Source organism: Mycobacterium farcinogenes (assembly GCF_019739075.1).
Classification (GTDB): Bacteria; Actinomycetota; Actinomycetes; order Mycobacteriales; family Mycobacteriaceae; genus Mycobacterium; species Mycobacterium senegalense.
The window spans coordinates 4026897-4051287 of sequence record NZ_CP081673.1 but is presented as its reverse complement, the minus strand read 5'-3'; the positions used below and the strand labels follow the sequence as shown (position 1 = coordinate 4051287).

The window sequence follows — 24391 nt, the reverse complement described above, 5'->3', positions numbered from 1 at the left end:
TCAGCCGCGGCAGCTTGATTCGCGGCTCAGCCGACGCAAGTTGATTCGCGGCTCAGCCGCGGAGCGCGGCGAGGACGCGCTCCGGACGACGAGAACTGATGAGCCAATACGGGGTGGGATCATCTGGATCGTCGAGAACTACCAGCACCATCGGGCCCACCCAGGCCCGGTGGACGACGAAAGCGGCCGGATCGAGCTGACGGCCCAACGCAGCCGACTTGGCTGACCGCGGCACTTCCGCGGTCCGCGAGATCACGCTGGTCGGCAGGTGGGCGTCGCCGATCCACAACTCGGTGTCGCCGCTGCCGTCACGCACCACCTTCAATTCGGTCTTGCTGAACCACATCAGCACGGCAGCCGCCACGCCGAAGAGCAACACGTACGGCAACCATGCCGGGATGGCCGGCGCGGCCAAGCCGATCTCGAATGCGATCACCCCTGCCAGCACCGCAGCCGGCAGCGACCACCACCAAGGCACCCACAGACGTTCGCGGTATGGAACGCTTCGGGTGGTTGCGCGCGTGTCTGACACGCGGCTCAGAGTAATCTGTGACGTCGTGTCCACCTCTCTGGCGGTCGTCCGATTGGACCGCGAACTACCGATGCCCAGCCGGGCGCACGATGGGGACGCGGGCGTAGACCTCTACAGCGCGCGTGATGTCGAGCTGGCCCCCGGGCAGCGCGAGCTCGTCCCGACCGGTGTCGCCGTGGCCATTCCGCACGGAATGGTGGGACTGATCCATCCGCGCTCGGGTCTGGCTGCCCGCGTGGGCCTTTCGATCGTCAACAGTCCGGGCACGATAGACGCCGGTTATCGCGGCGAGATCAAGATTTCGCTGATCAACCTCGATCCCCATACCCCGATCGTGGTCAAGCGCGGTGACCGGATTGCCCAGTTGTTGGTACAGCGGGTAGAACTGCCCGAGTTGGTCGAGGTGACCTCGTTCGACGAGGCGGGCCTGGCTGACACCTCCCGTGGCGACGGCGGCCACGGTTCCTCCGGCGGACATGCGAGTTTGTGATGGCATTCGGAAAACGCAAGAGCAAGGAAACGGCTGACGAGTCGGTTCGTCACGACGACGAGCAGGTCGTCGACCAACCGGACCCGGCTGACATCGAAGAGGGCTCCGACGACGGACCGTTCGACATCGAGGACTTCGACGATCCGGAAGTGGCGGCGCAGGGCAGGCTGGACCTCGGCTCGGTACTGATCCCGATGCCCGACGGCGGACAGGTGCAGGTCGAGCTCAATGAGGCGGGAGCGCCCAGTGCGGTGTGGGTGGTGACCCCGAACGGGCGGTTCACCATCGCCGCCTATGCCGCACCCAAGAGCGCGGGCCTGTGGCGTGAGGTGGCGGGTGAACTCGCCGAATCGCTGCGCAAGGACGCCAGCTCGGTGAACATCCAGGACGGGCCGTGGGGCCGCGAGGTGGTCGGCGCGGGTAACGGCGGTGTAGTGCGCTTCATCGGTGTGGACGGCTACCGGTGGATGGTGCGCTGTGTCGTCAACGGTGCCCCGGAAACCATCGACGCGCTGACCGACGAGGCGCGGGCCTCGTTGGCGGACAGCGTGATTCGGCGCGGTGAGACGCCGATGCCGGTGCGCACACCGCTGCAGGTGCAGCTGCCCGAACCGATGGCTGCCCAACTGCGCGCCGCAGCACAGCAGGCCGCGATGCAGCAGGCCGCGCAGCAGCTCGCCGCGGCACAGGCGCAGCCGCAGGACCAGCCGCCGGCCGAGCCGGTGGCCCGCCGCAGTGTGCAGGGTTCGGCGATGCAGCAGCTGCGGACCATCACCGGCGGATAGACCAGCCTCAACCCGCCACGGCTTCGCTGGCGGCCTCCTGCAGCGCCGCCAGACAGGCCGCGCCCAGCACACCGGTGTCGGCACCCATCTGTTCCAAAGTGACCGACCGCAACGCCGCCTGCGGCGCGGCGGCCACCCACTCGTATCCGACCTCAGCCGGATGCACCGGATCATCGGTGGCCACCGCGACGCCCATGGGCACCCCGAGTTGTTCGAGTTCGGCGCTGCCGGGCGCGCGGTAGCCAGCGGCTTCCTCCATCGCATCCGGCAGCATCGGCCACTGGCCCACCCACGAGCGGGCCAGCTCGTCGGCCAGCCACGCCGGGCTGGAGGCGCGCATCTGCGCGACCGTGGCGGCCAAACCGTCCCGGCGCAGCAGCTCGGCGGACTGGCGCGCCAACGTCGCGGCGGGGGCGTGCTGAGACGATCCCGTCCACGGCGGTAGGGCCGCCAGCACCGCCACGGTCCGGCTGGGATGGTCCAACGCCCAACGCGCCGCCACGACCGCGCCGATGGACACGCCGCCCACCGCGATCGGCCCCGACCGGGCGGCGTCGTCGAGGGCGTGCAGATAACCCTCGACGAGTCGCTCCGGAGTCGGTGCCGGGGTCACCACGAGTGCGTCCGCGCCGTGCAGCGCATCCGAAAAAGCCCGGTAGACGTAGTTGTCGTCGGATCCGGTACCGGGCAGCAAAACGGTTGGGACACCGTGGAGGATGACGCTCATCACATGATCGTGCCTGCCCCGTCAAATCGTCGGCGTGCCGACCCGCACCCCACGTGGCATTCGCTCAACAAGAGGTCTACCGTGGCGTTGGTTGGGCGGATTCACAGTGGATCCGCAGAAGGTCAGGAGAGGCCATGGCTACGGCCGAAGGGTATCTGCGCCGGCTTACGCGACGCCTGACGGAAGACCCCGAACAACTTGATGTCGAAGAGCTCAGTGACGAAGCCGTCAATACCGGCGCGCTGAAGGCGATCGACGCCCAGCGCGGCCAGGAAGTGACGATGGTCGGCACCCTGCGCAGCGTCGAATGTAACGGCAAGGGGTGTTCCGGCGGCATCAAAGCCGAACTGTTCGACGGAACCGACACGGTGATGTTGGTGTGGCTCGGCCAGCGCCGCATTCCCGGTATCGAGTCCGGCTGCACTCTGCGGGTGCACGGTCGGGTCGGCAAATTGGAGAACGGCGCCAAGGCGATCTACAACCCCCGCTACGAAATCCAGAAGTGAGCCAGGCCGAAGAGCCCACAGGCAACCCACCTCAGTCCCCCGAGAGTGATCCGGAGTCACCCCCTGCCCACGGAGGCGGCCGGGCGGTGCTCGAGCAGATGGGCGGCGTCAGCGGGCTGATCTACTCGTCTCTGCCGGTGGTGGTGTTCGTCCCGGTGTCGACGGCGTTCGGGCTGATGCCCGCGATCGCCGCCGCGCTCGGGGTGGCGACCCTGATCCTGATCTGGCGGTTGATCCGCCGGGAATCCGTTCAGCCCGCGGTGTCGGGATTCTTCGCCGTCGGCGTCAGCGCACTCATCGCCTATCTGGTGGGGGAGTCGAAAGGCTATTTCCTGCTTGGCATCTGGAGTTCACTGCTGTACGCGGTCCTGTTCGGGGTATCCGTGGTGATCCGCCGTCCGGTGGTCGGCTACATCTGGGGCTGGGTCAACACCCATGACCGCGCCTGGCGTGACGTCCGTAAAGCCGTGCTGGCGTTCGACATCGCCACGCTCACCTGGGTCGCGGTGTTCGCGTCGCGGTTCCTGGTGCAGCAGTACCTGTACGACTCCGATCAGACGGGTTGGCTGGGCTTCGCCCGGATCGCGATGGGCTGGCCGCTGACCGCCGTTGCGGCGTTGGTGACGTATCTGGCCATCCGGGCCGCCCAGCGCGCTGTCCACGCCCAGGACGCCGGTCAGGCCGTGGACGGAGCGCGTTAGCGCGGCGCCGGGCGCAGCAGCAGCTCGCGCAGTTCGTCCTCGGACTCGGTGACGGCGACGAACAACAACTCGTCGCCACCCTCCAGCGGCTCGTCGGATTCGGGCACGATCACCCTGGACCCGCGCAGGATCGTCACCAGAGCGGTGTCCCGTGGCAGGTCGAGGCGCTTGACCGGGCGTCCACCCCACGGAGTGTCGTCGGGCAGCGTGATCTCGACCAGGTTGGCCTGCCCCTTGCGAAATTCCATCAGGCGCACCAGATCGCCGACGGCAACGGCCTCCTCGACCAGTGAGGCGAGCATGCGCGGCGTGGAGACCGCGACATCCACGCCCCAATTCTCGTCGAACAGCCACTCGTTGCGTGGATCGTTGACCCGGGCCACCACCCGGGGTACCGCGAATTCGGTCTTGGCGAGCAGGCTCACCACGACGTTGACCTTGTCGTCACCGGTCGCCGCGATCACCACGTCGAACTCTTCGAGCTTGACCGACTCGAGCATGGTGATCTCACAGGCATCGCCCAGCAGCCAGTGCGCGGCGGGGATGGCGTCGACGTCGATATGGTCGGGATTGCGCTCCAGCAGCGTCACGTCGTGATTGCTGTCGAGCAGTTCTCGGGCGATGGAGCGGCCGACGGCCCCGGCCCCGGCGATGGCAACTTTCATCAGTGCGACTCCAAGTCCTCGCTCGGCGGCAGGGCCGCGATGGCCAGTGCCTCGGCGATGTGCCCGGACACCGCGGCCACGTACACCTGGTCGCCGGCCTGGATCACGGTCTTCGGTTCGGGCAGATAGCCGTTGCCGAACCGGATCATGAAGGCCACCCTGCCGCCCGTGGCCGCTTCCAGATCGGTCACCAGATGCCCGGCCCAATCCTGGTGCAGCGGAAGTTCGGCGACTCCCACATTGCCCGACGGATCCCGCCATTTGGTGGTCTCGGTCTCTCGGGTCAGCACATTGAGCAGACGATCTGTGGTCCACGGCACCGTGGCCACCGTGGGGATACCGAGGCGCTCGTAGACGGCGGCGCGCTTGGCGTCGTAGATGCGGGCCACGACGCGTTCCACACCGAACGTCTCGCGGGCCACCCGGGCCGAGATGATGTTGGAGTTGTCGCCCGAGGAGACCGCGGCGAAGGCGCCGGCCTCCTCGATGCCGGCCCGCAGCAGCACGTCGCGGTCGAAGCCCATGCCCAGCACCCGCTCACCGGTGAAATCCGGCGAGAGCCGGTGGAACGCAGTGCTGTCGCGGTCGATGACCGCGACCTCGTGGCCGATGCGGGCCAGGCTGTCTGCGAGGGAGGCGCCCACCCGGCCGCACCCCATGACCACTACACGCACCCGAAGGTCCTTTCCGGTGGCAGAAAAGCAATATTGCTCTATCCGTGCACCCGGAACGCTACAGCTTTGTGACGACTTTTCGTGTTCGGGCTTAGTCTTGGCTCTCGTGTCCAAGCTTTCGACGGCAGCGCGCCGGTTGGTTCTGGGGCGGCCGTTCCGCAGCGACAAGCTCTCTCACACGCTGTTGCCCAAACGCATCGCGCTGCCGGTGTTCGCCTCCGACGCGTTGTCGTCGGTGGCCTACGCGCCGGAGGAAATCTTTCTGGTGCTGTCGGTGGCCGGGCTGACGGCCTACTCGCTGACGCCCTGGATCGGTCTCGCGGTGGCCGGCGTGATGCTCATCGTGATCGCCAGCTACCGGCAGAACGTGCACGCCTATCCGTCCGGCGGTGGCGATTACGAGGTCGTCACCACGAACCTCGGGCCCACCGCGGGGCTGACGGTCGCCAGCGCGCTGATGGTGGATTACGTGCTGACAGTTGCGGTGTCGATGTCGTCGGCGATGTCGAACATCGGCTCGGCGGTGCCGTTCGTCGCGCAACACAAAGTGCTGTTCGCGGTGGCGGCGATCCTGCTGCTGGCGTCGATGAACTTGCGCGGCCTGCGGGAGTCGGGCACCGCGTTCGCGATTCCCACCTACGCCTTCATGATCGGCATGTACATCATGCTGGGCTGGGGCCTGTTCCAGATCTATGTTCTGGGCCATCCGCTGCGCGCCGAGTCAGCCGGTTTCGAGATGCATCCCGAACACGGTGAGGTGCTCGGCTTCGCGCTGGTGTTCCTGGTGGCCCGGGCGTTCTCTTCGGGTTCGGCGGCGCTGACCGGTGTCGAGGCGATCAGCAACGGTGTGCCGGCCTTCCGTAAGCCCAAGTCGCGCAACGCGGCGACCACCTTGCTGCTGCTGGGGGTGATCTCGGTCACCCTGTTCATGGGAATCATCCTGCTGGCCAAGGCGACGGGCGTGCAGATCGCTGAACGGCCCCACGAGCAGCTGATCGGCGCGCCGGCCGACTATCACCAGAAGACCTTGATCGCGCAGCTCGCCGACGCGGTGTTCCACAACTTCCCGGTGGGTCTGTACCTGATCGCCGGGGTGACGGCATTGATCCTGGTGCTGGCCGCCAACACCGCGTTCAACGGGTTCCCGGTGCTCGGGTCGATCCTGGCCCAGGACCGCTTCCTGCCGCGTCAGCTTCACACCCGCGGTGACCGGTTGGCCTTCTCCAACGGCATCCTTTTCCTGGCCTTCGCGGCGATCGCTTTCGTGGTGGCCTTCCGTGCCGAGGTGACGGCCCTGATCCAGCTCTACATCGTGGGCGTGTTCGTATCGTTCACGCTCAGCCAGATCGGCATGGTCCGGCACTGGACCCGGTTGTTGCGCACCGAAACCGATCCGGCGGTGCGGCGGCACATGATGCGCTCGCGCATCATCAACGCGGTCGGTCTGACCGCCACGGGGGCCGTGCTGGTGGTTGTGGTGGTGACCAAGTTCGCCGCCGGTGCCTGGATCGCGATCCTGGCGATGAGCGCCCTTTTCGTGATCATGAAGATGATCCACAAGCACTACGACACCGTGGCCCGTGAGCTGGAGACAGAGGACGAGGACGCGGGCGACATCGTGCTGCCGAGCCGCAACCATGCGGTGGTCCTGGTCTCGAAGCTGCATCTGCCGACCAAGCGGGCGCTGGCCTACGCGCGGGCCACCCGGCCTGACGTGCTGGAGGCGATCACGGTCAGCGTCGACGACGCCGAGACCCGGGCGTTGGTGCATCAGTGGGAGGACAGCGACGTCAGTGTCCCGTTGAAGGTGATCGCCTCTCCGTATCGCGAAATCACGCGCCCGGTACTGGACTACGTCAAACGGGTCACCAAGGAGTCTCCGCGAACAGTGGTGACGGTGTTCATCCCCGAGTATGTCGTGGGGCACTGGTGGGAGCAGGTACTGCACAACCAGAGTGCGCTGCGGCTCAAAGGTCGGTTGTTGTTCATGCCCAACGTGATGGTGACATCCGTTCCGTGGCAATTGAATTCGTCGGAGCGGTTGAAGGCGCTGCAGCCGCGCGCCACTCCGGGCGACGCGCGTAGGGGATTCCTGGAATGACGGAACTGACGCTGACCGTCGGGGCGGCCGCCAACGGTGGCAGTTGCGTGGCCCGACATGACGGGCGAGTGGTATTCGTCCGCTATGCCCTGCCCGGAGAGACCGTGCGGGTCAACGTGTTCGACGAGCGTGGGTCGTATTGGCACGCTGAGGTTGTCGAGGTCGTGGAACCGTCCGATGACAGGATCGCATCGCTGTGCCCGATCGCCGGGGTGGACGGTGCCGGATGCTGTGACCTGGCATTCGCCGAGCCGGAGGCGGCGCGGCGGCTCAAAGGTTCGGTGGTGGCCAACCAGTTGGCGCGGCTGGGCGGATTCACCTGGCGCGACGAGCAGCGCGACGAGCCGCCGGCGGCCGAACCGGTCGGCGCCGGTGACGTCCTCGGCTGGCGCACCCGCGTGCGCTTGGACACCACCGCCGACGGCCGGGCCGGACTGCACCGCTACCACAGCGCCGATCTGGTCACCGACCTCGCGTGCGGACAACTGCCCGCCGAACTGACCGACGGCCTGGCCGAGATGCGCTGGACGCCCGGTGCGCACGTGCATGCGGTGCTGGACTCCGACGGCCGCCGCCACATCGTGCAATCGGGTCCCAAGGCGACTGTTCGCAAAGGTGGCCGCACCTCTGGTCCGAAGAATCCGACGCGGGTCATCGAGGGTGACTACGAGGCGGTGCAGCGCGTCGGCCAGCGGCGGTGGATGCTGCCGGTCACGGCGTTCTGGCAGGCCCACCGTGATGCCGCCGCCCTCTACAGCGGGCTGGTGGCCGGCTGGTCCGGGCTGCGGCCGGGCATGACGGCATGGGATCTGTACGGCGGTGCCGGGGTGTTCGCCGCGGCGCTGGCCGAACAGGTCGGGCCCGACGGCCGCGTGCTCACCGTCGACACCTCACGCGGGGCGTCCCGCGCGGCGCGCAGCGCGCTGGCCGACCTGCCCTGGGTCTCGGTCGTCACCGACTCGGTTCGACGCGCCCTGTCCGCCGAGTCGGGGCGTCCCGACGTCGCGGTGCTCGACCCGCCGCGCACCGGCGCCGGCCGCGATGTGATCGATGCGCTGGCCGCCACCGACGTGCCGAGGGTCATCCACATCGGTTGCGAGGCAGCGTCCTTCGCCCGAGATATCGGGCTGTACCTGGGCCACGGCTACGCCGTGGAGGAGCTGCGGGTGTTCGATTCCTTCCCGCTGACCCACCACGTGGAGTGCGTCGCGGTGCTGACCCGCTGACAGCCCGGCCCCGCTGATCGGGGTCTGTCACTCCTGGGCGTCGGGGCCCATCGTCGGGGTGGGGAAGTGCGCGTAGGTGGCGCGGTTGCCGCCCTCGGCGCGTGACTGGTTCATCGCGGTGTCGGCCAGCGCCACGAGGGCGTCGACCACCTGCGGGGTGGGGAGTTCCGTCAACGGGCGCAGCTGACTGCAGGCCGTGCCGATGCTGGCCGTCAGGCGCATGGGCGTGGTGGTGATCGCCATCCGGATCCGGTTGACCAGCGGCGAGGGGTCGTTGGTCTTGAACACGTCGGCGATCAGGAACACGCTGTCGGAGACGTGGGCCAGCGGCACCTTGTGGCGCACTGTCTCGCGGATGGCCTGGGCCACCGCGACGCGGGCGTGCAGCGTGCTGTGAGTGCCGTCCATGTCGCTCAGCAGCGCCATGTCGTCGATCCCCACCGCCACGATCACCAGGTATTGGTCGTCGTGTCGGCTGTGCGAGCCCAGCATCGTGGCGGTGTGCATGTCGAAGGCCTCGCGGTTGAGCAGACCGGTGAGCGGGTCGATCTCACTGGGGTGCTGGACGTCGGGCTCGATCAGTTCGACGGCCGTCCGGCACAGCGCCGAGGTGCTCACGATCACCAGCACCGCTACCAAAGTGCCCGCCGCCGCGAGCCAGGGATCCATCAGGGCCACCCGGACCGCCAGGAACGCCACCACAACGCCCGAGGCCGCCCAGGTCAAATGCAGCACCCGCCGGCTGTGCAGGAATGCCGTATAGCCGGTGATCAGGCTCAGCGAGCTGGCGCCCAAGAGGCCGATGACCGGGTCGACCAGCAGAATGCAGGTGATTGCGATACAGGCCGTCCCGATGGACACCACGATCCACGACTGGGTGCGGCTGGGCCATTGGCGCCGCCACCACCACTGCGCCATGGTCAGACCGCCGATGCTCATGGCGACCGCGACATACCGGAGGGCGCCGTGCGGCCCCACCGGGCTCATCAGCAGCAGCAGCGGCACCAGGCCCAAACCGACGATGGTGATCCCGATGAGACGCTGCATCAGGGTGCGCTTGCCCTGCGCAGCAAGCAGGGCGGTACGCGCGTAATAGTGATCGAATGGACTCAACCCGCACCCCGGACTAATCGACTTCGTCTACACCCTACGTAATCATGCGGGTCTCAGTTTTGTCGCCGGTTTGACGCGCTGCCAAGGACTTCGTCGGTATTTGCTCATCCGTCTCGCCTGTTAGCGTTATCCGCGGGTGTGCCGGGAAGTCTGGTCGGCGTTGGATGAATGCTGACCACAGGAGCCCGATGAGTAATCGCCGTCAACCCGCCAGCCGCCGTCTGCTCGTTCGCGGCTCGTGGCCGGAGTGGCAGCGGGTCTCCGATCTGCTGCGTACCGAGACCGTCGGCGGCGCGTTGTTGCTGGCGGCCGCGGGTGCGGCGCTGGTCTGGGCCAACTCGCCGTGGTCGGGCGGATATGACCGGCTCTCGGAATTCGTCATCGGCCCGGAGTCACTGCACCTGAACCTGAGCCTGTCGGCGTGGGCCGCCGACGGGCTGCTGGCGGTCTTCTTCTTCGTCGTGGGAGTTGAGCTCAAACGCGAATTCGTGGCCGGTGACCTACGTGATCCCGCCCGCGCGGCGCTGCCCATCGCGGCGGCGGTGGGCGGCATGGTGGTGCCCGCGGCGATCTTCGTCGGGATCAACCTGTTCTCGGGGCATCCGGAGAACCTCGCCGGGTGGGCGGTGCCGATCGCCACCGACATCGCCTTCGCGCTGGCGGTGCTGGCTGTGGTCTCCACCCACCTGCCTGCGGCACTGCGGATCTTCCTGCTCACCCTGGCTGTGGTCGACGATCTGCTCGCGATCACCGTCATCGCGGTCTTCTTCACCGATCACGTGGCGCTGGGGCCGCTGGCCGCTGCCCTGATCCCGATCGCGTTGTACGCGTTTGCCGTGCAGCGGGGTGTGCGGCAGTGGTGGATCCTGATGCCGCCGGCGATCGTCGCCTGGGCGCTGGTCCATGCCAGCGGTGTGCACGCCACGGTGGCCGGGGTGGTGCTCGGGTTCACCGTGCCGGTGCTGGGCCGGCACGCCTCGGCCAAGCATTTCGAGCACATCGTGCGGCCGCTGTCGGCCGGCTTCGCCGTGCCCGTCTTCGCTTTCTTCGCCGCGGGCGTGACGGTCGGCGGCTGGTCCGGTTTCGCCGACGCCCTGACGCACCCGGTCACACTTGGGGTGATCGTCGGGCTCGTGCTCGGCAAGCCCATCGGAGTGCTGGGGACGACGTATCTGCTGGCCCGTTTCACCCACGCGACCCTCGATGAAGATCTGGCCTGGCGCGACGTGCTCGGCGTCGCGATGTTGGCCGGTATCGGCTTCACGGTGTCGCTGCTCATCGGCGAGCTGGCCTTCGGACATTCCACCGTGGCCGATGACGATGTGAAGATCGCGGTGGTCACCGGTTCGGTGGTGGCAGGCCTGCTGGCCTCGGTGGTTCTGGTGTCGCGCAATGCCGTTTACCGCCGCATTCATCAGCTGGAAACCGTCGACGCCGACAATGACGGGGTGCCTGACGTCTATCAGCCTCGACAGGACTGACCCCCGATGCGTGCGTACACTGGCGGGATGCTTGAACAGGTCCGCGGTCCCGCCGATCTGCAGCACCTGTCACAGTCTCAGTTGACTGATCTGGCACAGGAAATTCGTCAGTTCCTGATCCACAAGGTGGCTGCAACCGGCGGACATCTTGGCCCCAATCTGGGTGTCGTCGAACTCACGTTGGCGCTGCATCGCGTGTTCGATTCGCCCCATGATCCGATCATCTTCGACACGGGTCACCAGGCCTACGTCCACAAGATGCTGACCGGGCGTGCACAGGATTTCGACACCCTGCGGTGCAAGGACGGTCTGTCGGGGTATCCGTCGCGCAACGAGAGCGAGCACGACTGGGTGGAGTCCAGCCACGCCAGCACCGCGCTCTCGTATGCCGACGGTCTGGCCAAGGCGTTCGAACTCACCGGGCACCGCAATCGCCACGTGGTGGCCGTCGTCGGTGACGGCGCCCTCACCGGCGGCATGTGCTGGGAGGCGCTCAACAACATCGCGACCGGCGGTCGCCCGGTGGTCATCGTCGTCAACGACAACGGGCGCAGCTATGCGCCGACCATCGGCGGGTTCGCCGATCACCTGGCGGGCCTGCGGTTGCAGCCGGCCTATGAACGGATCCTGGAAGAGGGCCGCAAGGCCGTGCGGGGGCTGCCGGTCGTCGGCGAGTTCTGCTACCAGTGCATGCACAGCATCAAGGCCGGCATCAAGGACGCGGTCGCCCCGCAGGTGATGTTCACCGACTTGGGCATCAAGTACGTCGGGCCGATCGACGGTCACGACGAGCATGCGGTGGAGAGCGCGCTGCGCCACGCCCGCGGGTTCAAGGCCCCGGTGATCGTCCACGTGGTGACCCGCAAGGGCATGGGCTATGCGCATGCCGAGAACGACGAAGCGGATCAGATGCACGCCTGCGGCGTCATCGACCCGGAGACCGGGCTGCCGACGAAGGTGTCCGCGCCGGGTTGGACGTCGGTGTTCTCCGACGAGCTGATCAAGATCGGGGCGAAAAGGCGCGACGTCGTCGCGATCACCGCGGCCATGCCCGGACCGACGGGCCTCAGCGCATTCCGGGATCGGTTCCCCGACAGGTTCTTCGACGTGGGTATCGCCGAGCAGCACGCCATGACATCGGCGGCCGGCCTGGCCATGGGCGGCCTGCATCCGGTGGTGGCGATCTATTCGACGTTCCTCAACCGCGCGTTCGACCAACTGATGATGGACGTGGCGCTGCACAGATTGCCGGTCACCATGGTGCTGGATCGGGCCGGTGTCACCGGGCCGGACGGGGCCAGCCACAACGGGGTCTGGGATCTGTCGGTACTCGGCATCATCCCGGGCATCCGGGTCGCCGCGCCCCGCGACGGTGCGACCTTGCGCGAGGAACTGGGCGAGGCGTTGGCGGTCAACGACGGCCCGACGGCCCTCCGGTTCCCCAAAGGTGATGTGGGTGAAGACATTCCGGCGCTGCACCGACGCGGGGGTGTCGATGTGCTGGCCGTCCCGGCCGCGGGGCTGACCGAGGACGTGCTGCTGGTCGCCGTGGGATCTTTCGCCTCGATGGCGCTGGCGGTCGCCGAGCGGCTGCGTAATCAGGGCATCGGTGTCACGGTGGTGGATCCGCGTTGGGTGCTTCCGGTTCCCGAGATCGTGGGTGAGTTGGCGCGTCAGCACAAGCTGGTGGTCACCGTCGAGGACAACGGTGTGCACGGCGGGATCGGTTCGTCGGTGTCCGCGGCGTTGCGCCACGCGGAGATCGATGTGCCGTGCCGGGATCTCGGTGTCCCGCAGGTCTTCCAGGAGCATGCCTCGCGTGGCGAGGTGTTGGCCGCGGTCGGCCTGACCGACCAGCACATCGCCCGTCAGATCACCGGCTGGATCGCCGCGATCGGTGCACCCGTGGGGGAGCAGGAAGTCGGCCAGCAGGTCGACTAGGAGTCGTCGTCCGGTTTGTCGCGCATGTGGTCGGCGGCGAACGGGTGTAGCCGCAGGACGAAGATGGCGGCGGCCAGGACGAGCACCAATCCGCCCAGCACGCCGACCTGAACGATGGCGCGCGCGAACTCCGGCCCCTTGTCGAACAGCTTGGCCGCGTCCACGGACACCACCACGATCTCTTTGATGCAGGCCAGGATGCCGACGATCAGGAATGGTTCGGCAACCAGCTCGCGGGATCGCAACGAGGTCCGCACGGCATAGAGCAATTCCACGAATATGAAGACCAGCAGCAGGCCGTCGAGCAGCTCCAGCATGATCTGCGCGGCCGGAGCGCTCCTCAACCGCAGCATGAGGTGGACCTGCGCGGCGATCAGCACCACCGATCCGGCGAGCAGCAGGATCGCGATCGACCAGTAGACCGCGTCCTCGGCGATCCGCAGGATCCGGTCGGCGAAGCGCTCGCGTTCCTGCTCGGCTTCGGTTTCTCTCGACTGCGCCACGCACTGACGTTATTCCGGTCGGGCCCGCCCCGGGGACGAAACGCCATCAGCACGCCGGCAGAGATCGATTCTCAACTAGGTTGCAGAGATGGACGCCGAATTGAAGAGCTGGAAGGACGCCGGGCAGTTCTTCGACTACCTGGGATTCGACATCTTCTACCGGGCCGCGGGCAGTGGGCCGAATCTCCTTCTCATTCATGGCTATCCGTTCAGTTCATGGGACTGGTCGCTCATCTGGCCCACCCTGACAGAGCGGTTCACCGTGATCGCGCCGGACATGATCGGGATGGGTTTCTCGGACAAGCCGGTCGCCTACGGATACTCGGTGCCCGACCACGCCGACATGCACGAGGCGCTGCTGGATCACCTCGGGGTCGGCACCGCCCACGTTCTGGCCCATGACCTCGGTGATTCGGTGGGCCAGGAACTGCTGGCCCGCCACGAATTCGGTGGCCGGGCTTACGGTGCGCTGAACATCGCATCGATCACCTGGCTCAACGGCGGCCTGTTCAACGAGGCCTACACGCCGCGGCTGCTGCAGAAGGCGATGTCGCGAACCCCGTTGGGTGACATCATGAGTCCGTTGCAGGGCAGCCGGTTGTCACGTCGACTCGTGGAGCCGACCATCAACGAGATGTTCGGTGTGAACACCAAGCCGTCACCGGAGCTCATGGAGAAGTTTCACCAGATTCTGGAGTACAACGACGGTAAGCGGGTCCTCCACAAGGTCGGCCGGTTCGTCAACGACCGCTACACGTACCGGAATCGATGGGTGCGGGCGATGCGGGAGACCAAGGTGCCGATGCGGCTGATCGACGGGCCGTCGGATCCGAACTCGGGGCGTCACATGGCGCAGCGCTATCTCGAGGTGATTCCCGATCCTGACGTGGTGATGTTGGCCGACGACATCGCACACTGGCCGCAGATCGAGGATCCTCAGTCGGTGCTGACTCATTTCCTGGCCCACATAGACCAGGTGAGCGGGTGAGCGTCACTCGGCAGAGCTGAGCGCCTTGGTGAGTACCGGCACCGTCAGCTCACGCTGCCAGGGCCGGACGTTGGCCTCGACGAGGAATTCCTCCACGGCGGTGGCCACGTCGGCGACCGGATGCCAGTCCCAGCACAGCCGGCGCACCACCTCGGGGGTGATCAGATTTTCGGCGGGCACCGAAACACGCTCCGAGAGTTCGGCCAGGCCGGCCCGGGCGGCTTCGAGCCGGGCCGCGGCTTCGGGTTTGCGTCGGGCCCAGCGGGCGGCCGGCGGCGGGCCGCTCTGGGTTTCGTTGGCCTCGGGCGGGTCGGTGGTATCCCTGGCCCGGTTCAGCGCGTCCAGCCAGACCTTGGCGCTCTTGCGCTGTTTGGAGCCTCCGAACACCGGCAGTGCGATGAGCTCGTCGACGGTTTTGGGGTTGGCGGTGGCCGCGTTGATGATCGCCGCGTCGGGCAGGATGCGCCCGGGGGCGATGTCGCGGCTACGAGCGATGGTGTCTCGGGTCGTCCACAGCTCGCGGACGGCGGACAGCGCCTGCGGGTTGCGGACCTTGTGGATGCCCGAGGTGCGTCGCCAGCGGTCACGTCGGGTGGGTTGGGCGACATAGGTGCGGAGGTACTCGAATTCCTGTCTGGCCCATTCGGTTTTGCCCTGATCTTCGAGAACCGCGGCGATCGCGTGGCGCAGCTCCAGCAGCACCTCGACGTCCAGGGCGGCGTAGTTGAGCCATTCCGCCGGCAGCGGCCGTTTGGACCAGTCGGCCGCGCCGTGCCCTTTCATCAACTGCAGGCCGAGTAGCCGTTGCACCATCGCGGCGAGGTTGACCCGCTCGAAACCTGCCAGCCGGCCGGCCAACTCGGTGTCGTAGAGCTTGCCCGGGCGCAGGCCGATTTCCGACAGGCACGGCAGGTCCTGGTCGGCGGCGTGCAGCACCCATTCGTCGGCAGCCAGGGCCTCGGCCACCGGCGCCATCGCATCGATGGGAGAGCCGCCGTGGTTGACCGGGTCGATCAGCGCCGTCCCCGAACCGGCACGACGGATCTGCACCAGGTACGCGCGGTTGGAATAGCGGAAGCCGGAGGCACGTTCGGCATCGATCGCGAAGGGCCCGCTGCCTTTGGCGAGGGATGTTGCCGCGGAAGAGATTTCATCGGAAGTGACACAGACTTCGGGCACCCCGTCGACGGGGGAGAGCAGTGGGGTTGCTTCGGCCTCGTCCGGCTCGGCGGCGTCTGGGTCTACTTCGGTCATCTCACGCGCGGGTACGGGAACTCAGGTCGGTCACGCCCGCCGGCGGCAACCCTGCAGCGTGCTCGAGCACTTCACAGAACGCCTCCACGTGCGGTCCCAACTCCAGATCGGTCGCGGTCCAGGAAGCCCGCAGCTCGAGCTGGTGTGCCCGCGGCGGGCCGGATATGTCACCGTAGCGCACCGAGGTGGTGGCGGTGACGGTGCCGCCGAGTGCGGTGACGTGCTCGGCACGGGATTCCAGGGCGTCCACGAGCCAGCTCCAGGCCACCTCGGGCAGCAGCGGGTCGACGGCTTCACTGGAGTCCAGGTCCGCCTGGATGTAGGCGACCAAGCGCATGGTGCCGTCCCAGGCTTCGGCTCCGTCGGGGTCGTGCAGCAGGATCAGCCTGCCGAACGCGTCGCCTTCGGAGCGCTCCGGGATGACCGCTGTTTCGGGATGTCGGACCTCGGCGCCCAGCGCGTAGCTGTAGGGCGCCAGCCGCTGAGGCGGGCGTATCGGACCCAGCTCGATTTCCGGCCGTACGGTGGTGGCGTTCATCGCCGCCACCGCCGTCCGGAACTGGGCCGGTTCGGCAGAGGTCACGGCGTTTGACGCTAGCGGATACTGCCAGGACGGGACGCAGGCGCGCCGTAGCGGGGGCGTCACGAACCGGCAACGGTCTACGCGCGCGGGCACGTGGCACCATAGGAGCCGATGAATACCCGCCGGGAGCTGCCCGATTCCCCATATCTAGCCGCCGTGAGCGGCCGCATCCCGCGCCGTGTGCCGGTGTGGTTCATGCGGCAGGCCGGCCGCTCGTTGCCGGAGTACCGTGCGTTGCGGGCTCAGCACCGCATGCTGGAGGCCTGCTTCGACCCCGAACTGGTCTGCGAGATCACCCTGCAGCCGGTGCGCAGGCACGGCGTCGACGCCGCCATCCTGTTCTCCGACATCGTGGTGCCGCTCAAGGCCGCCGGGATCGGGCTGGACATCGTCCCCGACGTGGGGCCGGTCATCGAACATCCGATCCGGTCGCGGGCTGACGTCGAGGGGATGAAACCGCTTGAGCCGGCGCAGGTCTCGCCGGTCACCGATGCTGTCGCGATGTTGGTGCGGGAGTTGGGCGACGTGCCGTTGATCGGCTTCGCCGGCGCGCCGTTCACCCTGGCCTCCTACCTGGTCGAGGGCGGGCCCAGCCGGCACCATGAGCGCACCAAGGCCATGATGCTGGGGGAGTCGGCCACCTGGCATGCGCTGATGGGTGCGCTGACCGACCTGACCATCGCCTTCTTGCAGGCCCAGGTCGACGCCGGCGTGGACGCCCTGCAGGTGTTCGACTCCTGGGCCGGGACGCTGTCGTTGGCCGACTACCGCAGCTATGTGCTTCCGCACACCACCCGGGTGTTCGCCACCATGGCCGCCGCCGGTGTGCCCATGACGCACTTCGGCGTCGGTACCGCGGAGCTGCTGGGGGCGATGTCCGAGGCCCTGGGCGCTGCCCCGGCCACGATGGTCGGCGTGGACTGGCGCACCTCGCTGGTCGACGCCGCGGCCCGGGTCAAGCCCGGCACCGCCCTGCAGGGCAACCTCGATCCGGTGGTGCTGTTGGCGGGCTGGCCGGTGGCCGAGGCGGCGGTGCGCCGCGTGGTCGACGACGGGCGGGCCGCGGTGGCGGCGGGGGCGGCCGGTCATGTCTTCAATCTGGGCCACGGTGTGCTGCCGGCGACCGACCCCGGCATCATCACCGAGGCGGTGAGTCTGGTGCACTCACTGTGAGTGCGTCCTATTGCGTTGTCGGCGGCGGCATTTCAGGTTTGGTCGCCGCCTATCGGTTGCGGCTCGCGGCCGGACCGCGGGCTCAGATCACGCTGCTCGACCCCGCTGACCGGCTCGGCGGGGTGTTGCGCACCGAACGGGTCGGCGGGCAACCGTTCGACGTCGGTGCCGAAGCGTTCGTGGTGCGCAGGCCCGAGATGCTGGACCTGCTCGCCGAGCTCGGCCTGGCCGGCCGTCGGCTCAGCCCCACCGGCACCCGGCCCCTGATCTACAGCGGTGCCCGGCTGCACCAGCTACCGCAGGGCACCTTGCAGGGCATTCCCGCCCAGGCGTCGTCGCTGCTCGGGTTGGTCGACGACGAGACCGTCGCCCGGATCCACGACGAACGCTCCCGGCCGCTGCGGTGGACCCCGGGTGCGGACCCGTCGGTCGCCGAGGTGGTCGGTGACCGGTTCGGTGCCCAGGTGGTGACCAGGTCCGTGGACCCGCTGCTCACCGGTGTGTATGCCGGGTCGTCGGCGACGATCGGGTTGCGTTCGGCGGTCCCGTCGCTGGCGGCAGCCCTGGACCGCGGAGCGCGAAGCCTCACCGAGGCGGTGCGCGATGCGCTGCCGCCGCCCTCGGAAGCGCCGGTGTTCGGCGCCGTCGACGGCGGCTACACGGTGCTGCTGGAGGAACTGCGTCGTCGCGCCGATGTGCGGTGGGCTCAGGTCGCCGCGGTACGGGTGGACCGGCGTGGCCGGGGCTGGTCGGTGCTCGACGACGAGGGCGCCAGTTGGTATGCCGACGCGGTCTTGTTGGCGGTACCCGCCCCGCATCTGCCGTCACTGATCGAACAGGTCGCCCCGCGCACCGCGGCCGCGGCCCGGCGGATCCGGGTGGCCTCGGCGGCGGTGGTAGCTCTGGCGCTGCCGGGCGGTACGCCGTTGCCGCAGCAGTCCGGGGTGCTCGTGGCCGCGGGGGAACGGCTCAACGCCAAGGCGATCACGATGTCGTCGCGCAAATGGGGCCGGCGCGGGAACGTCGAGATGGTGCGGCTGTCGTTCGGCCGCTATGGCGACGACATGGCCCGCAGTACCGGTGACGAGGATCTGCTGGCCTGGTCGGCGCGCGATCTGAACACGCTGTTCGGGGTCGCGGTGGAACCGGTGGACAGCCATGTGCATCGCTGGATCGACGCGATGCCGCAGTACGGCCCCGGCCACCTCGATCTGGTCGCCGAACTGCGTGCGGGCCTGCCCGCAACGCTGGCGGTGGCCGGCGGTTACCTGGACGGGATCGGGGTGCCCGCATGTGTGGGCACCGCCACCCGGGCGGCCGCGGAACTGGTGTACAGCGGCGTGGCACGATAGGCGCATGGCCAAGCTCGACTATGACGAACTGAACTCCACCATCCGCTACCTGATGTTTTCGGTGTTCGCGGTGAGCCCCGGAGAGTTGGGCGAGGAACGCGCCCAGGTGACCGACGAGGCGACGGCCTTCTTCAAGACGCAGGAAGAGCGCGGGGTGGTCGTGCGCGGCCTGTACGACGTGGCCGGCTTGCGGGCCGACGCCGACTTCATGGTCTGGACCCACGCCGACAACATCGAGGCGCTGCAGGCCACCTACTCGGACTTCCGCCGCACCACCGCGCTGGGCCGCATCAGCGACCCGGTGTGGAGCAGCGTGGCGCTGCACCGCCCCGCCGAGTTCAACAAGAGCCATGTCCCGGCGTTCATCGCCGGTGAGGATCCGGGCAATTACATCTGCGTGTACCCGTTCGTGCGCTCCTACGAGTGGTACCTGCTGCCCGACGAAGAGCGTCGCCGCATGCTGTCCGAGCACGGTATGGCCGCCCGTGGTTACAAGGATGTGCGGGCCAACACGGTGCCGGCGTTCGCCCTCGGCGACTACGAGTGGATCCTGGCCTTCGAGGCGCCCGAGCTGCACCGCATCGTCGACTTGATGCGTGATCTTCGGGCCACCGACGCCCGGCGCCACACCCGCGAGGAGACGCCGTTCTTCACCGGCCCGCGGGTCAGCGTCGAGGATCTGGTCGCCAAGCTGCCCTAGTTCTTCCTGCGCGAGCAGACGCAAATGCCCCTGTACACCCGGCGTGTCGGGGGCATTTGCGTCTGCTCGCGCAAGGTGGTTGACCCGTGGGCCGGCATCACACCGGCTTGGGCACCAGCTTCAGGGAGATCGAGTTGATGCAGTACCGCTGATCGGTCGGCGTGGGATAGCCCTCGCCTTCGAACACGTGCCCCAGGTGGCTGTGGCAGTTCGCGCACAGCACCTCGACTCGGCGCATCCCCAGTGATGTGTCCGACCGCAGAATCACCGCGGCGGAATCGGCCGGGTCGAAGAACGACGGCCAACCGCAATGGGATTCGAACTTCTCGGTGCTGCGGAACAACTCGGCACCGCAGGCCCGGCATTCGTAGACGCCTTCGGTCTTGGTGTCGGTGTACTCGCCGGTGAAGGGCCGCTCGGTGCCCGCGCGGCGCAGCACCGCGAACTCCTCGGGGGTCAGCTTCTCGCGCCACTCGTCATCGGTGAGTTGCAGCTTGGGACCGTCGGTTGTCATATACCCAAGTTACGTTCTGCTCGGCGGTCAGCGCCACTGACCTCGGGCGGAGCGCCGCTACGCCCACACCAGGTCGCGGCTCGCCGCACTCGGTGAGAGACCGAACATCTCATGGCACACCCGATTGGCGTGGGCGCTGTCGGTGAAGCCGGCCGCATGAGCGGCATCGGTGAGTGACGCGCCATCCCGCACCGCCTCGACGGCGCAGCGCAACCGTGCCCAGCGCACGTACGTCGGAAACGACTGCCCCACCTGATCATTGAACAGCCGGCCGAGCCGGCTCGGCGACAGTGCCACCTGTCGTGCGACCTCGGTGAGCCGGACCTGGCCCGGAAGCAGGCGCGGAATCAGCTCGACCGCGGCGAGCACGCTGGGATGCCAGATGTCCGCCGTGGGCCGGGTATAACCGGTGGGCGGCGTGGCGATCAGCTGCCCGAGTAGTTGTTCTGGTGGCAAAGGGCTTGTCCAGCAGGGGAGTTGGTGGCCCGCCGCCACCCATGTGGCTAGCTCGTCGCTGTCGGCGGCGATGCGGCTGAACACGCTCGGGTCGAGAAAGGCCAGTATCCCGGAGGTCGGTTCGAGGATGCGGATGCCGTGGTCATGTCCGGATGGGATGACCGCGGCAGAGGTGACGACGCGGCGTCCGTGTGCATCGGACAGTTCGAATGCACCTGAGAACGTCCGGACCACCTGCGTGGCCACATGGTGGTGTTGGCGCGCATCGGACAAGGTGCCGGTGTAGCAGAGCGCGCCCGCGACGACGGCCACTGCGCCCGACCATGTCCCGTCGCGATTGCCGCTCACCTTCCCAATCTCCCATACGGCCGATCTGTACAAGCCGCCTCTGCCGGGGATCGGCCATGCTGGAAATCCACGAGGACAGGGGAGCTCACATGCCGGCGATGTCACAGATCGAACGCGCCTTCTGCAAGACTGCGCTGTGGCGCGGCGGGACCGGGCAGGCGGTGCTCGGCAGTCTACCGTTGGATCGCCTCGGCCACGATGTGCTTGAAATCGGTTCGGGTAGTGGTGATATCGCGGCCCGGCTGCGGCAGGCCAATCCTGACTTGGCGATCACCGCGACCGATTTCGACCCGGCGATGGTGCGCACCGCGGCCCGGCGGCTGCAGGCGTATCCGGAGGTGACCGTGCGCGGGGCCGACGCCACCGACCTGCCGTTCTCGGCCGACTCGTTCGATTCGGTCCTGAGCTGCCTGATGCTGCATCACATCGTGGAGTGGGAGCGGGCGATCGCCGAGATCGCCCGGGTGCTGCGGCCCGGTGGAGTGTTCACCGGCTACGACCTGACCCGCACGCCGATGGCGACGGCGATCCACCGGCTGGACCGGTCACCGTTCCGGCTGGTCAACCCCGACGAGCTCGAGGAGGTCTGTGCACGGCACGGCCTGGCGGTGCGGACCCGGACCCGGCTGGCGGGCCAGGTCATGCAGTTCAGCTCAGACTGATTCGGCTTCTTTGGCCCGGCTCAGCCACGGCGGGTCGATGCCCTCGTCGAGCCTGCCGTCCTGCTTGGCGTCCAGATAGCGGAAGTACAGCACGCAGAACACCACGACCAGCATGAGCGACCAGCCGTAGGTGATCTTCATGTATTCCAGGAACCGGCCGGTGGTGGGCCAACGCCACAACAGCCAGCGGTCCATGGTCATGAACCCGTAGACCGCCAACCACGCCGGCCAGTTGCGGATCACCGAGTTCGGCAGCACCACCGTCATCAGGAACGGGAACAGCATCATCGAGTAGTAGCCCTGGGCGAGTCCCAGCACCAGCCACGAACCGATCAGCAGCACACCCGACGAGGTGAGCATCCAGAACAGCTGGTCGCGTTCGCGGTAGTAGCGGTACAGCAGCCACAGGCTGATGACCGTGAGCGCCACCGCCGCCACCCGCAGCACGACGATCAACCACATCGGCAGCCCGTAGTAGATGCCGTTCCCCAGGATCGACGAGTTGAAGTAGTCGCGCGTCTCAAGGATGTAGGGCGCGGTGTTGCGCACGAAGCCCATCGGATCGGCCGACAGCGGCCAGGCCACTGCGTTGAACACCAGCGGCACCGCGAATGCCGTGACCAGGGCGCGCCATTGCCGGTTCAGCAGCGGCAGCAGCAGGAGCACCGCGAGCAGGGGTTTGACCACCAGAGTGAGCCCGATGGCCGCGCCGGCCCACCACTGATGCCCCACCTTGCCCGACAGCAGCCAGGTGAAGAACAGCACCTCACCGAGGAGCACGCAGCCGTTGATGTTGGTGAAAACCAATGTGTTGGTGACGGATTCGGTGCAGAACATGGCCAGCAGCAGGGCGGGCAGCGCCACCGAGGTGAGCGAGAACTTGAAGAGCCGAACCAGAAGTGCGGCTGCGATGACGACGGCCACGGCGTTGATCGCCACGAACCAGAACCGGGAGGCGAACTCCGGCAGGAAGCCGAACGGCGCCAGGAGCAACGTGCCGCCGGGCGGGTACAGGTAGTGCGGGTCGACGTAGCTGAAGTGCTCGTTGTAGATGGCCCAGTGCCGCCGGAAGTTCGACACGGCGCGGTACACCGGACCGAAGTCGTCGGTGATGTAGCCGTTGGTGGCCAGCACATAGCTGCGGTGGATGATCGACAGGATCGCCAGCGGCCACAGCACCGAGCGCAGCACCGTGACGGTGCTCGGCGGAGAGGTGCGGGGACGGAACAAGTTCAGAAGACCGACTTTGACGGCATTGGTCGGGGATTCTGCTTCGGCCACCAGCGAACCTTATACCGAGGCCGATCAGGCCCGGCGTCAGGCGGGACAGTACGTGTCGGTCTCGGGCAGCTTGCCGCTGTCGAGGTAGCCCGTCAACGGGGGCAGCGCGCACGGGGTGTAGATGCTGGCGCCGTGGCCGATGCCCTGCCACATCACCCGACGGTTGTTGGCGCCGGCGTTGATGACGGTGGCGGCCACGGCCGCCACGCCCTCGTTGCCGACGATCGGGTCGTTGCGCACGCCGAGCAGCAGTACCGGAATCTTGAGATCCTGCGGGTCTTTGGGTGCCGTGCTGCTGGGCCAGTTGAGGCATTTGACGAGGTTCAGCGCGCCCACGGCGCCGAACTGCGGGTAGAGCTTGCCCCAGGCGACCACGAGCTCGCGGACCCGGTCGGGGGTCGGTCGGTTTAGCGCGTCGCTGCAGGAGTTGACGAACTGGCCGTCGGTCTGGCGCAGGTTGTCGGCCTGGGTGATCAAGCCGGAGATCGGGCCGGTGTCACCGGCTCGGGCCGCGGCCAATGCCGTCGCCAGATTGTTGGTGGCGGCCACCCGGTCGCCTTGCGGGAAGCCCAGGCCGGTGGTGATCGCGTCGGTCAGGGTGGCCACCGAGGCGCCGCCGGGTCCGCGGCCGGCGCGCGCATCGGCCAGCAGGGCGTCGACGGCGCCCTTCGGGTCCGGTGCCAGCGGGCAGTTGGTCGCCACACATTGCGCGGCGAACGCGTCGAGCGCGGCCTGCTGGCCCTTGACGCGTTGCTCGGCGGCCGCCTCGGCGCCGACTGCCAGCGGCAACGGGGAGTCCAGGACCAGTCGCGACACCTTGTTGGGGTGCGAGCCGGCGTAGGCCAGGGCCACCTGAGCACCGTTGCCGACACCCAGCAGGGCCAGGGTGGGCACGTCCCAGGTGCTGCGCAGCCGTTCCAGATCTTCGGCGGCGTGCGCGTTGTCGTACGCCGAGTCGCCCGGGGCGATGGTGTCCGTGCAACTGGTGGTGGCGGTCATGGTGACCGCGCCCAGGTTGGCCACCGGGTCGTCGCCGGCCTGAAACTGGGTCTGGTCCAGCATTTCCTGGCGGTCGTAGACGTCGCGGCAGTCGATCGCGCCGGACATGCCCATGCCGCGCCGGTCCACGGCCACGATGGGATGGGTCTTGAGGATGTCGGTTCCCGAGCGCGCCAACCAGGTCGGCAGCTGCACGGAGGTGGGGATGTCGGATCCGGTGGTCATCACCAGCGGGCCCGCGTCGGGCGGCGTCTGCGTCGAGCGGGCCCGCACCACGCCGATGCTGACGGTACCAGTGGCCCCGTTGATCGAGTCGAGATCGGCGTCGTAGGTGGCGCAATCCAGCGTGACGTCGGCGGGCGGCTGCACGCCGGCGCTGCTGAACAGCCGAGGCGTGCAGTCCCGCCAGGACAGGTCGTTCTTGGGCGCGTCGATGCCGGGCGGACCGGGCGGGGCGGCGGCGGTGGTCACGGGTTGACCCTGCGGGTGAGCGCCGGAGTTGGTGGCATATCGCGGATCTGCGGCGAACAGTGGTGCGCAAGCGGTGAGCACTCCCAGTGACAGAACGGGCGCGGCGACCGCGGACCTTCTCAGGGCTTTCACCAGCTGATGACGCATGCTGACCACAGTAGCGAC

25 protein-coding genes are annotated in these 24391 nt (G+C 67.8%); 13 read left to right on the top strand and 12 right to left on the bottom strand.

The genetic code is table 11. The features are described from left to right. Positions 1 to 52: 52 nt before the first annotated feature. Positions 53 to 532, bottom strand: a complete 480-nt coding sequence (locus tag K6L26_RS19225; RefSeq protein ID WP_036389865.1) for a DUF3093 domain-containing protein — start codon at positions 530 to 532, stop codon at positions 53 to 55. Between the two features lie 25 nt (positions 533 to 557). On the opposite strand from K6L26_RS19225, the gene dut reads away from it, so the two are divergent. Beyond that, positions 558 to 1022, top strand: a complete 465-nt coding sequence (gene dut, locus K6L26_RS19220; RefSeq protein ID WP_019344628.1) for a dUTP diphosphatase — start codon at positions 558 to 560, stop codon at positions 1020 to 1022. Next, a complete protein-coding gene (locus tag K6L26_RS19215) occupies positions 1022 to 1807 on the top strand; it encodes a DUF3710 domain-containing protein (RefSeq protein WP_221851202.1) in 786 nt (261 codons plus the stop codon). Before dut ends, K6L26_RS19215 begins: the two co-directional genes overlap by 1 nt. Positions 1808 to 1814: 7 nt before the next feature. On the opposite strand, the gene K6L26_RS19210 is transcribed toward K6L26_RS19215, so the two are convergent. Then, a complete protein-coding gene (locus K6L26_RS19210; RefSeq protein ID WP_036387939.1) occupies positions 1815 to 2534 on the bottom strand; it encodes an alpha/beta fold hydrolase in 720 nt (239 codons plus the stop codon). Between the two features lie 134 nt (positions 2535 to 2668). Here K6L26_RS19210 and K6L26_RS19205 point away from each other — a divergent pair, with 134 nt between their 5' ends. Both K6L26_RS19205 and K6L26_RS19200 read left to right on the top strand, forming a co-directional pair. Further along, positions 2669 to 3040: an OB-fold nucleic acid binding domain-containing protein gene (locus tag K6L26_RS19205; RefSeq protein WP_019344631.1), complete on the top strand. Its 372-nt coding sequence runs from the start codon at positions 2669 to 2671 to the stop codon at positions 3038 to 3040. 98 nt (positions 3041 to 3138) lie between these two features. After that, positions 3139 to 3741, top strand: a complete 603-nt coding sequence (locus K6L26_RS19200; protein WP_043368204.1) for a DUF3159 domain-containing protein — start codon at positions 3139 to 3141, stop codon at positions 3739 to 3741. On the opposite strand, the gene K6L26_RS19195 is transcribed toward K6L26_RS19200, so the two are convergent. Both K6L26_RS19195 and K6L26_RS19190 read right to left on the bottom strand, forming a co-directional pair. Next, positions 3738 to 4406 carry a potassium channel family protein gene (locus K6L26_RS19195; protein ID WP_019344633.1) on the bottom strand — a complete coding sequence of 223 codons (669 nt, stop codon included), beginning with the start codon at positions 4404 to 4406 and terminating at the stop codon, positions 3738 to 3740. The genes K6L26_RS19200 and K6L26_RS19195 overlap by 4 nt on opposite strands. After that, positions 4406 to 5080 (bottom strand): potassium channel family protein, encoded by a 675-nt coding sequence (locus K6L26_RS19190; protein ID WP_085980373.1) that lies wholly within the window; start codon positions 5078 to 5080, stop codon positions 4406 to 4408. The genes K6L26_RS19195 and K6L26_RS19190 overlap by 1 nt, the downstream gene beginning before the upstream one ends. A gap of 97 nt (positions 5081 to 5177) precedes the next feature. On the opposite strand from K6L26_RS19190, the gene K6L26_RS19185 reads away from it, so the two are divergent. Both K6L26_RS19185 and K6L26_RS19180 read left to right on the top strand, forming a co-directional pair. Continuing rightward, positions 5178 to 7181, top strand: a complete 2004-nt coding sequence (locus K6L26_RS19185; protein WP_221851200.1) for an APC family permease — start codon at positions 5178 to 5180, stop codon at positions 7179 to 7181. Next, positions 7178 to 8407, top strand: a complete 1230-nt coding sequence (locus tag K6L26_RS19180; RefSeq protein WP_221851199.1) for a class I SAM-dependent RNA methyltransferase — start codon at positions 7178 to 7180, stop codon at positions 8405 to 8407. Before K6L26_RS19185 ends, K6L26_RS19180 begins: the two co-directional genes overlap by 4 nt. 27 nt (positions 8408 to 8434) lie before the next feature. Here the strand turns inward: K6L26_RS19180 and K6L26_RS19175 are convergent, their stop codons facing one another. Further along, entirely contained in the window at positions 8435 to 9520 is a 1086-nt protein-coding gene (locus K6L26_RS19175) for a GGDEF domain-containing protein (RefSeq protein WP_036387933.1), read from the bottom strand. A gap of 188 nt (positions 9521 to 9708) precedes the next feature. Here K6L26_RS19175 and nhaA point away from each other — a divergent pair, with 188 nt between their 5' ends. Beyond that, positions 9709 to 11001, top strand: a complete 1293-nt coding sequence (nhaA, locus tag K6L26_RS19170; protein ID WP_076215495.1) for a Na+/H+ antiporter NhaA — start codon at positions 9709 to 9711, stop codon at positions 10999 to 11001. A 27-nt stretch (positions 11002 to 11028) separates the two neighbouring features. Further along, positions 11029 to 12942: a 1-deoxy-D-xylulose-5-phosphate synthase gene (gene dxs, locus K6L26_RS19165; RefSeq protein WP_076215493.1), complete on the top strand. Its 1914-nt coding sequence runs from the start codon at positions 11029 to 11031 to the stop codon at positions 12940 to 12942. Here the strand turns inward: dxs and K6L26_RS19160 are convergent. Next, the gene (locus tag K6L26_RS19160; protein ID WP_076215492.1) at positions 12939 to 13445 is read right to left on the bottom strand and encodes a phosphate-starvation-inducible PsiE family protein; all 507 of its coding nucleotides are present in this window, start codon (positions 13443 to 13445) and stop codon (positions 12939 to 12941) included. The genes dxs and K6L26_RS19160 overlap by 4 nt on opposite strands. Before the next feature lie 88 nt (positions 13446 to 13533). Here K6L26_RS19160 and K6L26_RS19155 point away from each other — a divergent pair, with 88 nt between their 5' ends. Then, complete coding sequence (locus K6L26_RS19155) at positions 13534 to 14433, top strand: alpha/beta fold hydrolase (protein WP_019346537.1); 900 nt, start codon at positions 13534 to 13536, stop codon at positions 14431 to 14433. A gap of 3 nt (positions 14434 to 14436) precedes the next feature. Here the strand turns inward: K6L26_RS19155 and K6L26_RS19150 are convergent, their stop codons facing one another. Beyond that, positions 14437 to 15687, bottom strand: a complete 1251-nt coding sequence (locus tag K6L26_RS19150) for an HRDC domain-containing protein (RefSeq protein WP_019346536.1) — start codon at positions 15685 to 15687, stop codon at positions 14437 to 14439. A gap of 1 nt (position 15688) precedes the next feature. Next, positions 15689 to 16270 (bottom strand): DUF3000 domain-containing protein, encoded by a 582-nt coding sequence (locus K6L26_RS19145; protein ID WP_221851198.1) that lies wholly within the window; start codon positions 16268 to 16270, stop codon positions 15689 to 15691. Positions 16271 to 16381: 111 nt separating this feature from the next. On the opposite strand from K6L26_RS19145, the gene hemE reads away from it, so the two are divergent. The 3 genes from hemE to hemQ are packed head-to-tail and all read left to right on the top strand — an operon-like array spanning position 16382 to position 19495. After that, a complete protein-coding gene (hemE, locus tag K6L26_RS19140) occupies positions 16382 to 17443 on the top strand; it encodes a uroporphyrinogen decarboxylase (RefSeq protein ID WP_221851196.1) in 1062 nt (353 codons plus the stop codon). Continuing rightward, positions 17440 to 18795 (top strand): protoporphyrinogen oxidase, encoded by a 1356-nt coding sequence (locus K6L26_RS19135; RefSeq protein ID WP_085141328.1) that lies wholly within the window; start codon positions 17440 to 17442, stop codon positions 18793 to 18795. The genes hemE and K6L26_RS19135 overlap by 4 nt, the downstream gene beginning before the upstream one ends. Positions 18796 to 18799: 4 nt before the next feature. After that, the gene (hemQ, locus tag K6L26_RS19130) at positions 18800 to 19495 is read left to right on the top strand and encodes a hydrogen peroxide-dependent heme synthase (protein WP_019346532.1); all 696 of its coding nucleotides are present in this window, start codon (positions 18800 to 18802) and stop codon (positions 19493 to 19495) included. A gap of 97 nt (positions 19496 to 19592) precedes the next feature. Here the strand turns inward: hemQ and msrB are convergent, their stop codons facing one another. Continuing rightward, complete coding sequence (gene msrB, locus K6L26_RS19125; RefSeq protein WP_019349076.1) at positions 19593 to 20009, bottom strand: peptide-methionine (R)-S-oxide reductase MsrB; 417 nt, start codon at positions 20007 to 20009, stop codon at positions 19593 to 19595. Positions 20010 to 20066: 57 nt separating this feature from the next. Beyond that, complete coding sequence (locus tag K6L26_RS19120) at positions 20067 to 20813, bottom strand: helix-turn-helix transcriptional regulator (protein WP_221851195.1); 747 nt, start codon at positions 20811 to 20813, stop codon at positions 20067 to 20069. An 89-nt stretch (positions 20814 to 20902) separates the two neighbouring features. Here K6L26_RS19120 and K6L26_RS19115 point away from each other — a divergent pair, with 89 nt between their 5' ends. Further along, positions 20903 to 21475, top strand: coding sequence for a class I SAM-dependent methyltransferase (locus K6L26_RS19115; RefSeq protein ID WP_036387915.1), 573 nt, complete (start codon positions 20903 to 20905; stop codon positions 21473 to 21475). Here the strand turns inward: K6L26_RS19115 and aftC are convergent. Then, on the bottom strand, positions 21467 to 22759 hold the full coding sequence (gene aftC, locus K6L26_RS19110; RefSeq protein WP_221853429.1) for an arabinofuranan 3-O-arabinosyltransferase: 1293 nt from the start codon (positions 22757 to 22759) through the stop codon (positions 21467 to 21469). The genes K6L26_RS19115 and aftC overlap by 9 nt on opposite strands. Positions 22760 to 22792: 33 nt before the next feature. Next, positions 22793 to 24373 carry an alpha/beta hydrolase gene (locus K6L26_RS19105; RefSeq protein ID WP_047038240.1) on the bottom strand — a complete coding sequence of 527 codons (1581 nt, stop codon included), beginning with the start codon at positions 24371 to 24373 and terminating at the stop codon, positions 22793 to 22795. Positions 24374 to 24391: the final 18 nt, after the last annotated feature.

Coding starts and splice junctions, on each gene's coding strand:
- K6L26_RS19115 (WP_036387915.1), top strand. CDS start 20,903: ATGCCGGCGATGTCACAGATCGAACGCGCCTTCTGCAAGACTGCGCTG.
- msrB (WP_019349076.1), bottom strand. CDS start 20,009: ATGACAACCGACGGTCCCAAGCTGCAACTCACCGATGACGAGTGGCGC.
- K6L26_RS19105 (WP_047038240.1), bottom strand. CDS start 24,373: ATGCGTCATCAGCTGGTGAAAGCCCTGAGAAGGTCCGCGGTCGCCGCG.
- K6L26_RS19205 (WP_019344631.1), top strand. CDS start 2,669: ATGGCTACGGCCGAAGGGTATCTGCGCCGGCTTACGCGACGCCTGACG.
- K6L26_RS19200 (WP_043368204.1), top strand. CDS start 3,139: ATGGGCGGCGTCAGCGGGCTGATCTACTCGTCTCTGCCGGTGGTGGTG.
- hemE (WP_221851196.1), top strand. CDS start 16,382: ATGAATACCCGCCGGGAGCTGCCCGATTCCCCATATCTAGCCGCCGTG.
- K6L26_RS19210 (WP_036387939.1), bottom strand. CDS start 2,534: ATGAGCGTCATCCTCCACGGTGTCCCAACCGTTTTGCTGCCCGGTACC.
- hemQ (WP_019346532.1), top strand. CDS start 18,800: ATGGCCAAGCTCGACTATGACGAACTGAACTCCACCATCCGCTACCTG.
- K6L26_RS19155 (WP_019346537.1), top strand. CDS start 13,534: ATGGACGCCGAATTGAAGAGCTGGAAGGACGCCGGGCAGTTCTTCGAC.
- nhaA (WP_076215495.1), top strand. CDS start 9,709: ATGAGTAATCGCCGTCAACCCGCCAGCCGCCGTCTGCTCGTTCGCGGC.
- K6L26_RS19180 (WP_221851199.1), top strand. CDS start 7,178: ATGACGGAACTGACGCTGACCGTCGGGGCGGCCGCCAACGGTGGCAGT.
- dxs (WP_076215493.1), top strand. CDS start 11,029: ATGCTTGAACAGGTCCGCGGTCCCGCCGATCTGCAGCACCTGTCACAG.
- K6L26_RS19150 (WP_019346536.1), bottom strand. CDS start 15,687: ATGACCGAAGTAGACCCAGACGCCGCCGAGCCGGACGAGGCCGAAGCA.
- K6L26_RS19195 (WP_019344633.1), bottom strand. CDS start 4,406: ATGAAAGTTGCCATCGCCGGGGCCGGGGCCGTCGGCCGCTCCATCGCC.
- K6L26_RS19215 (WP_221851202.1), top strand. CDS start 1,022: ATGGCATTCGGAAAACGCAAGAGCAAGGAAACGGCTGACGAGTCGGTT.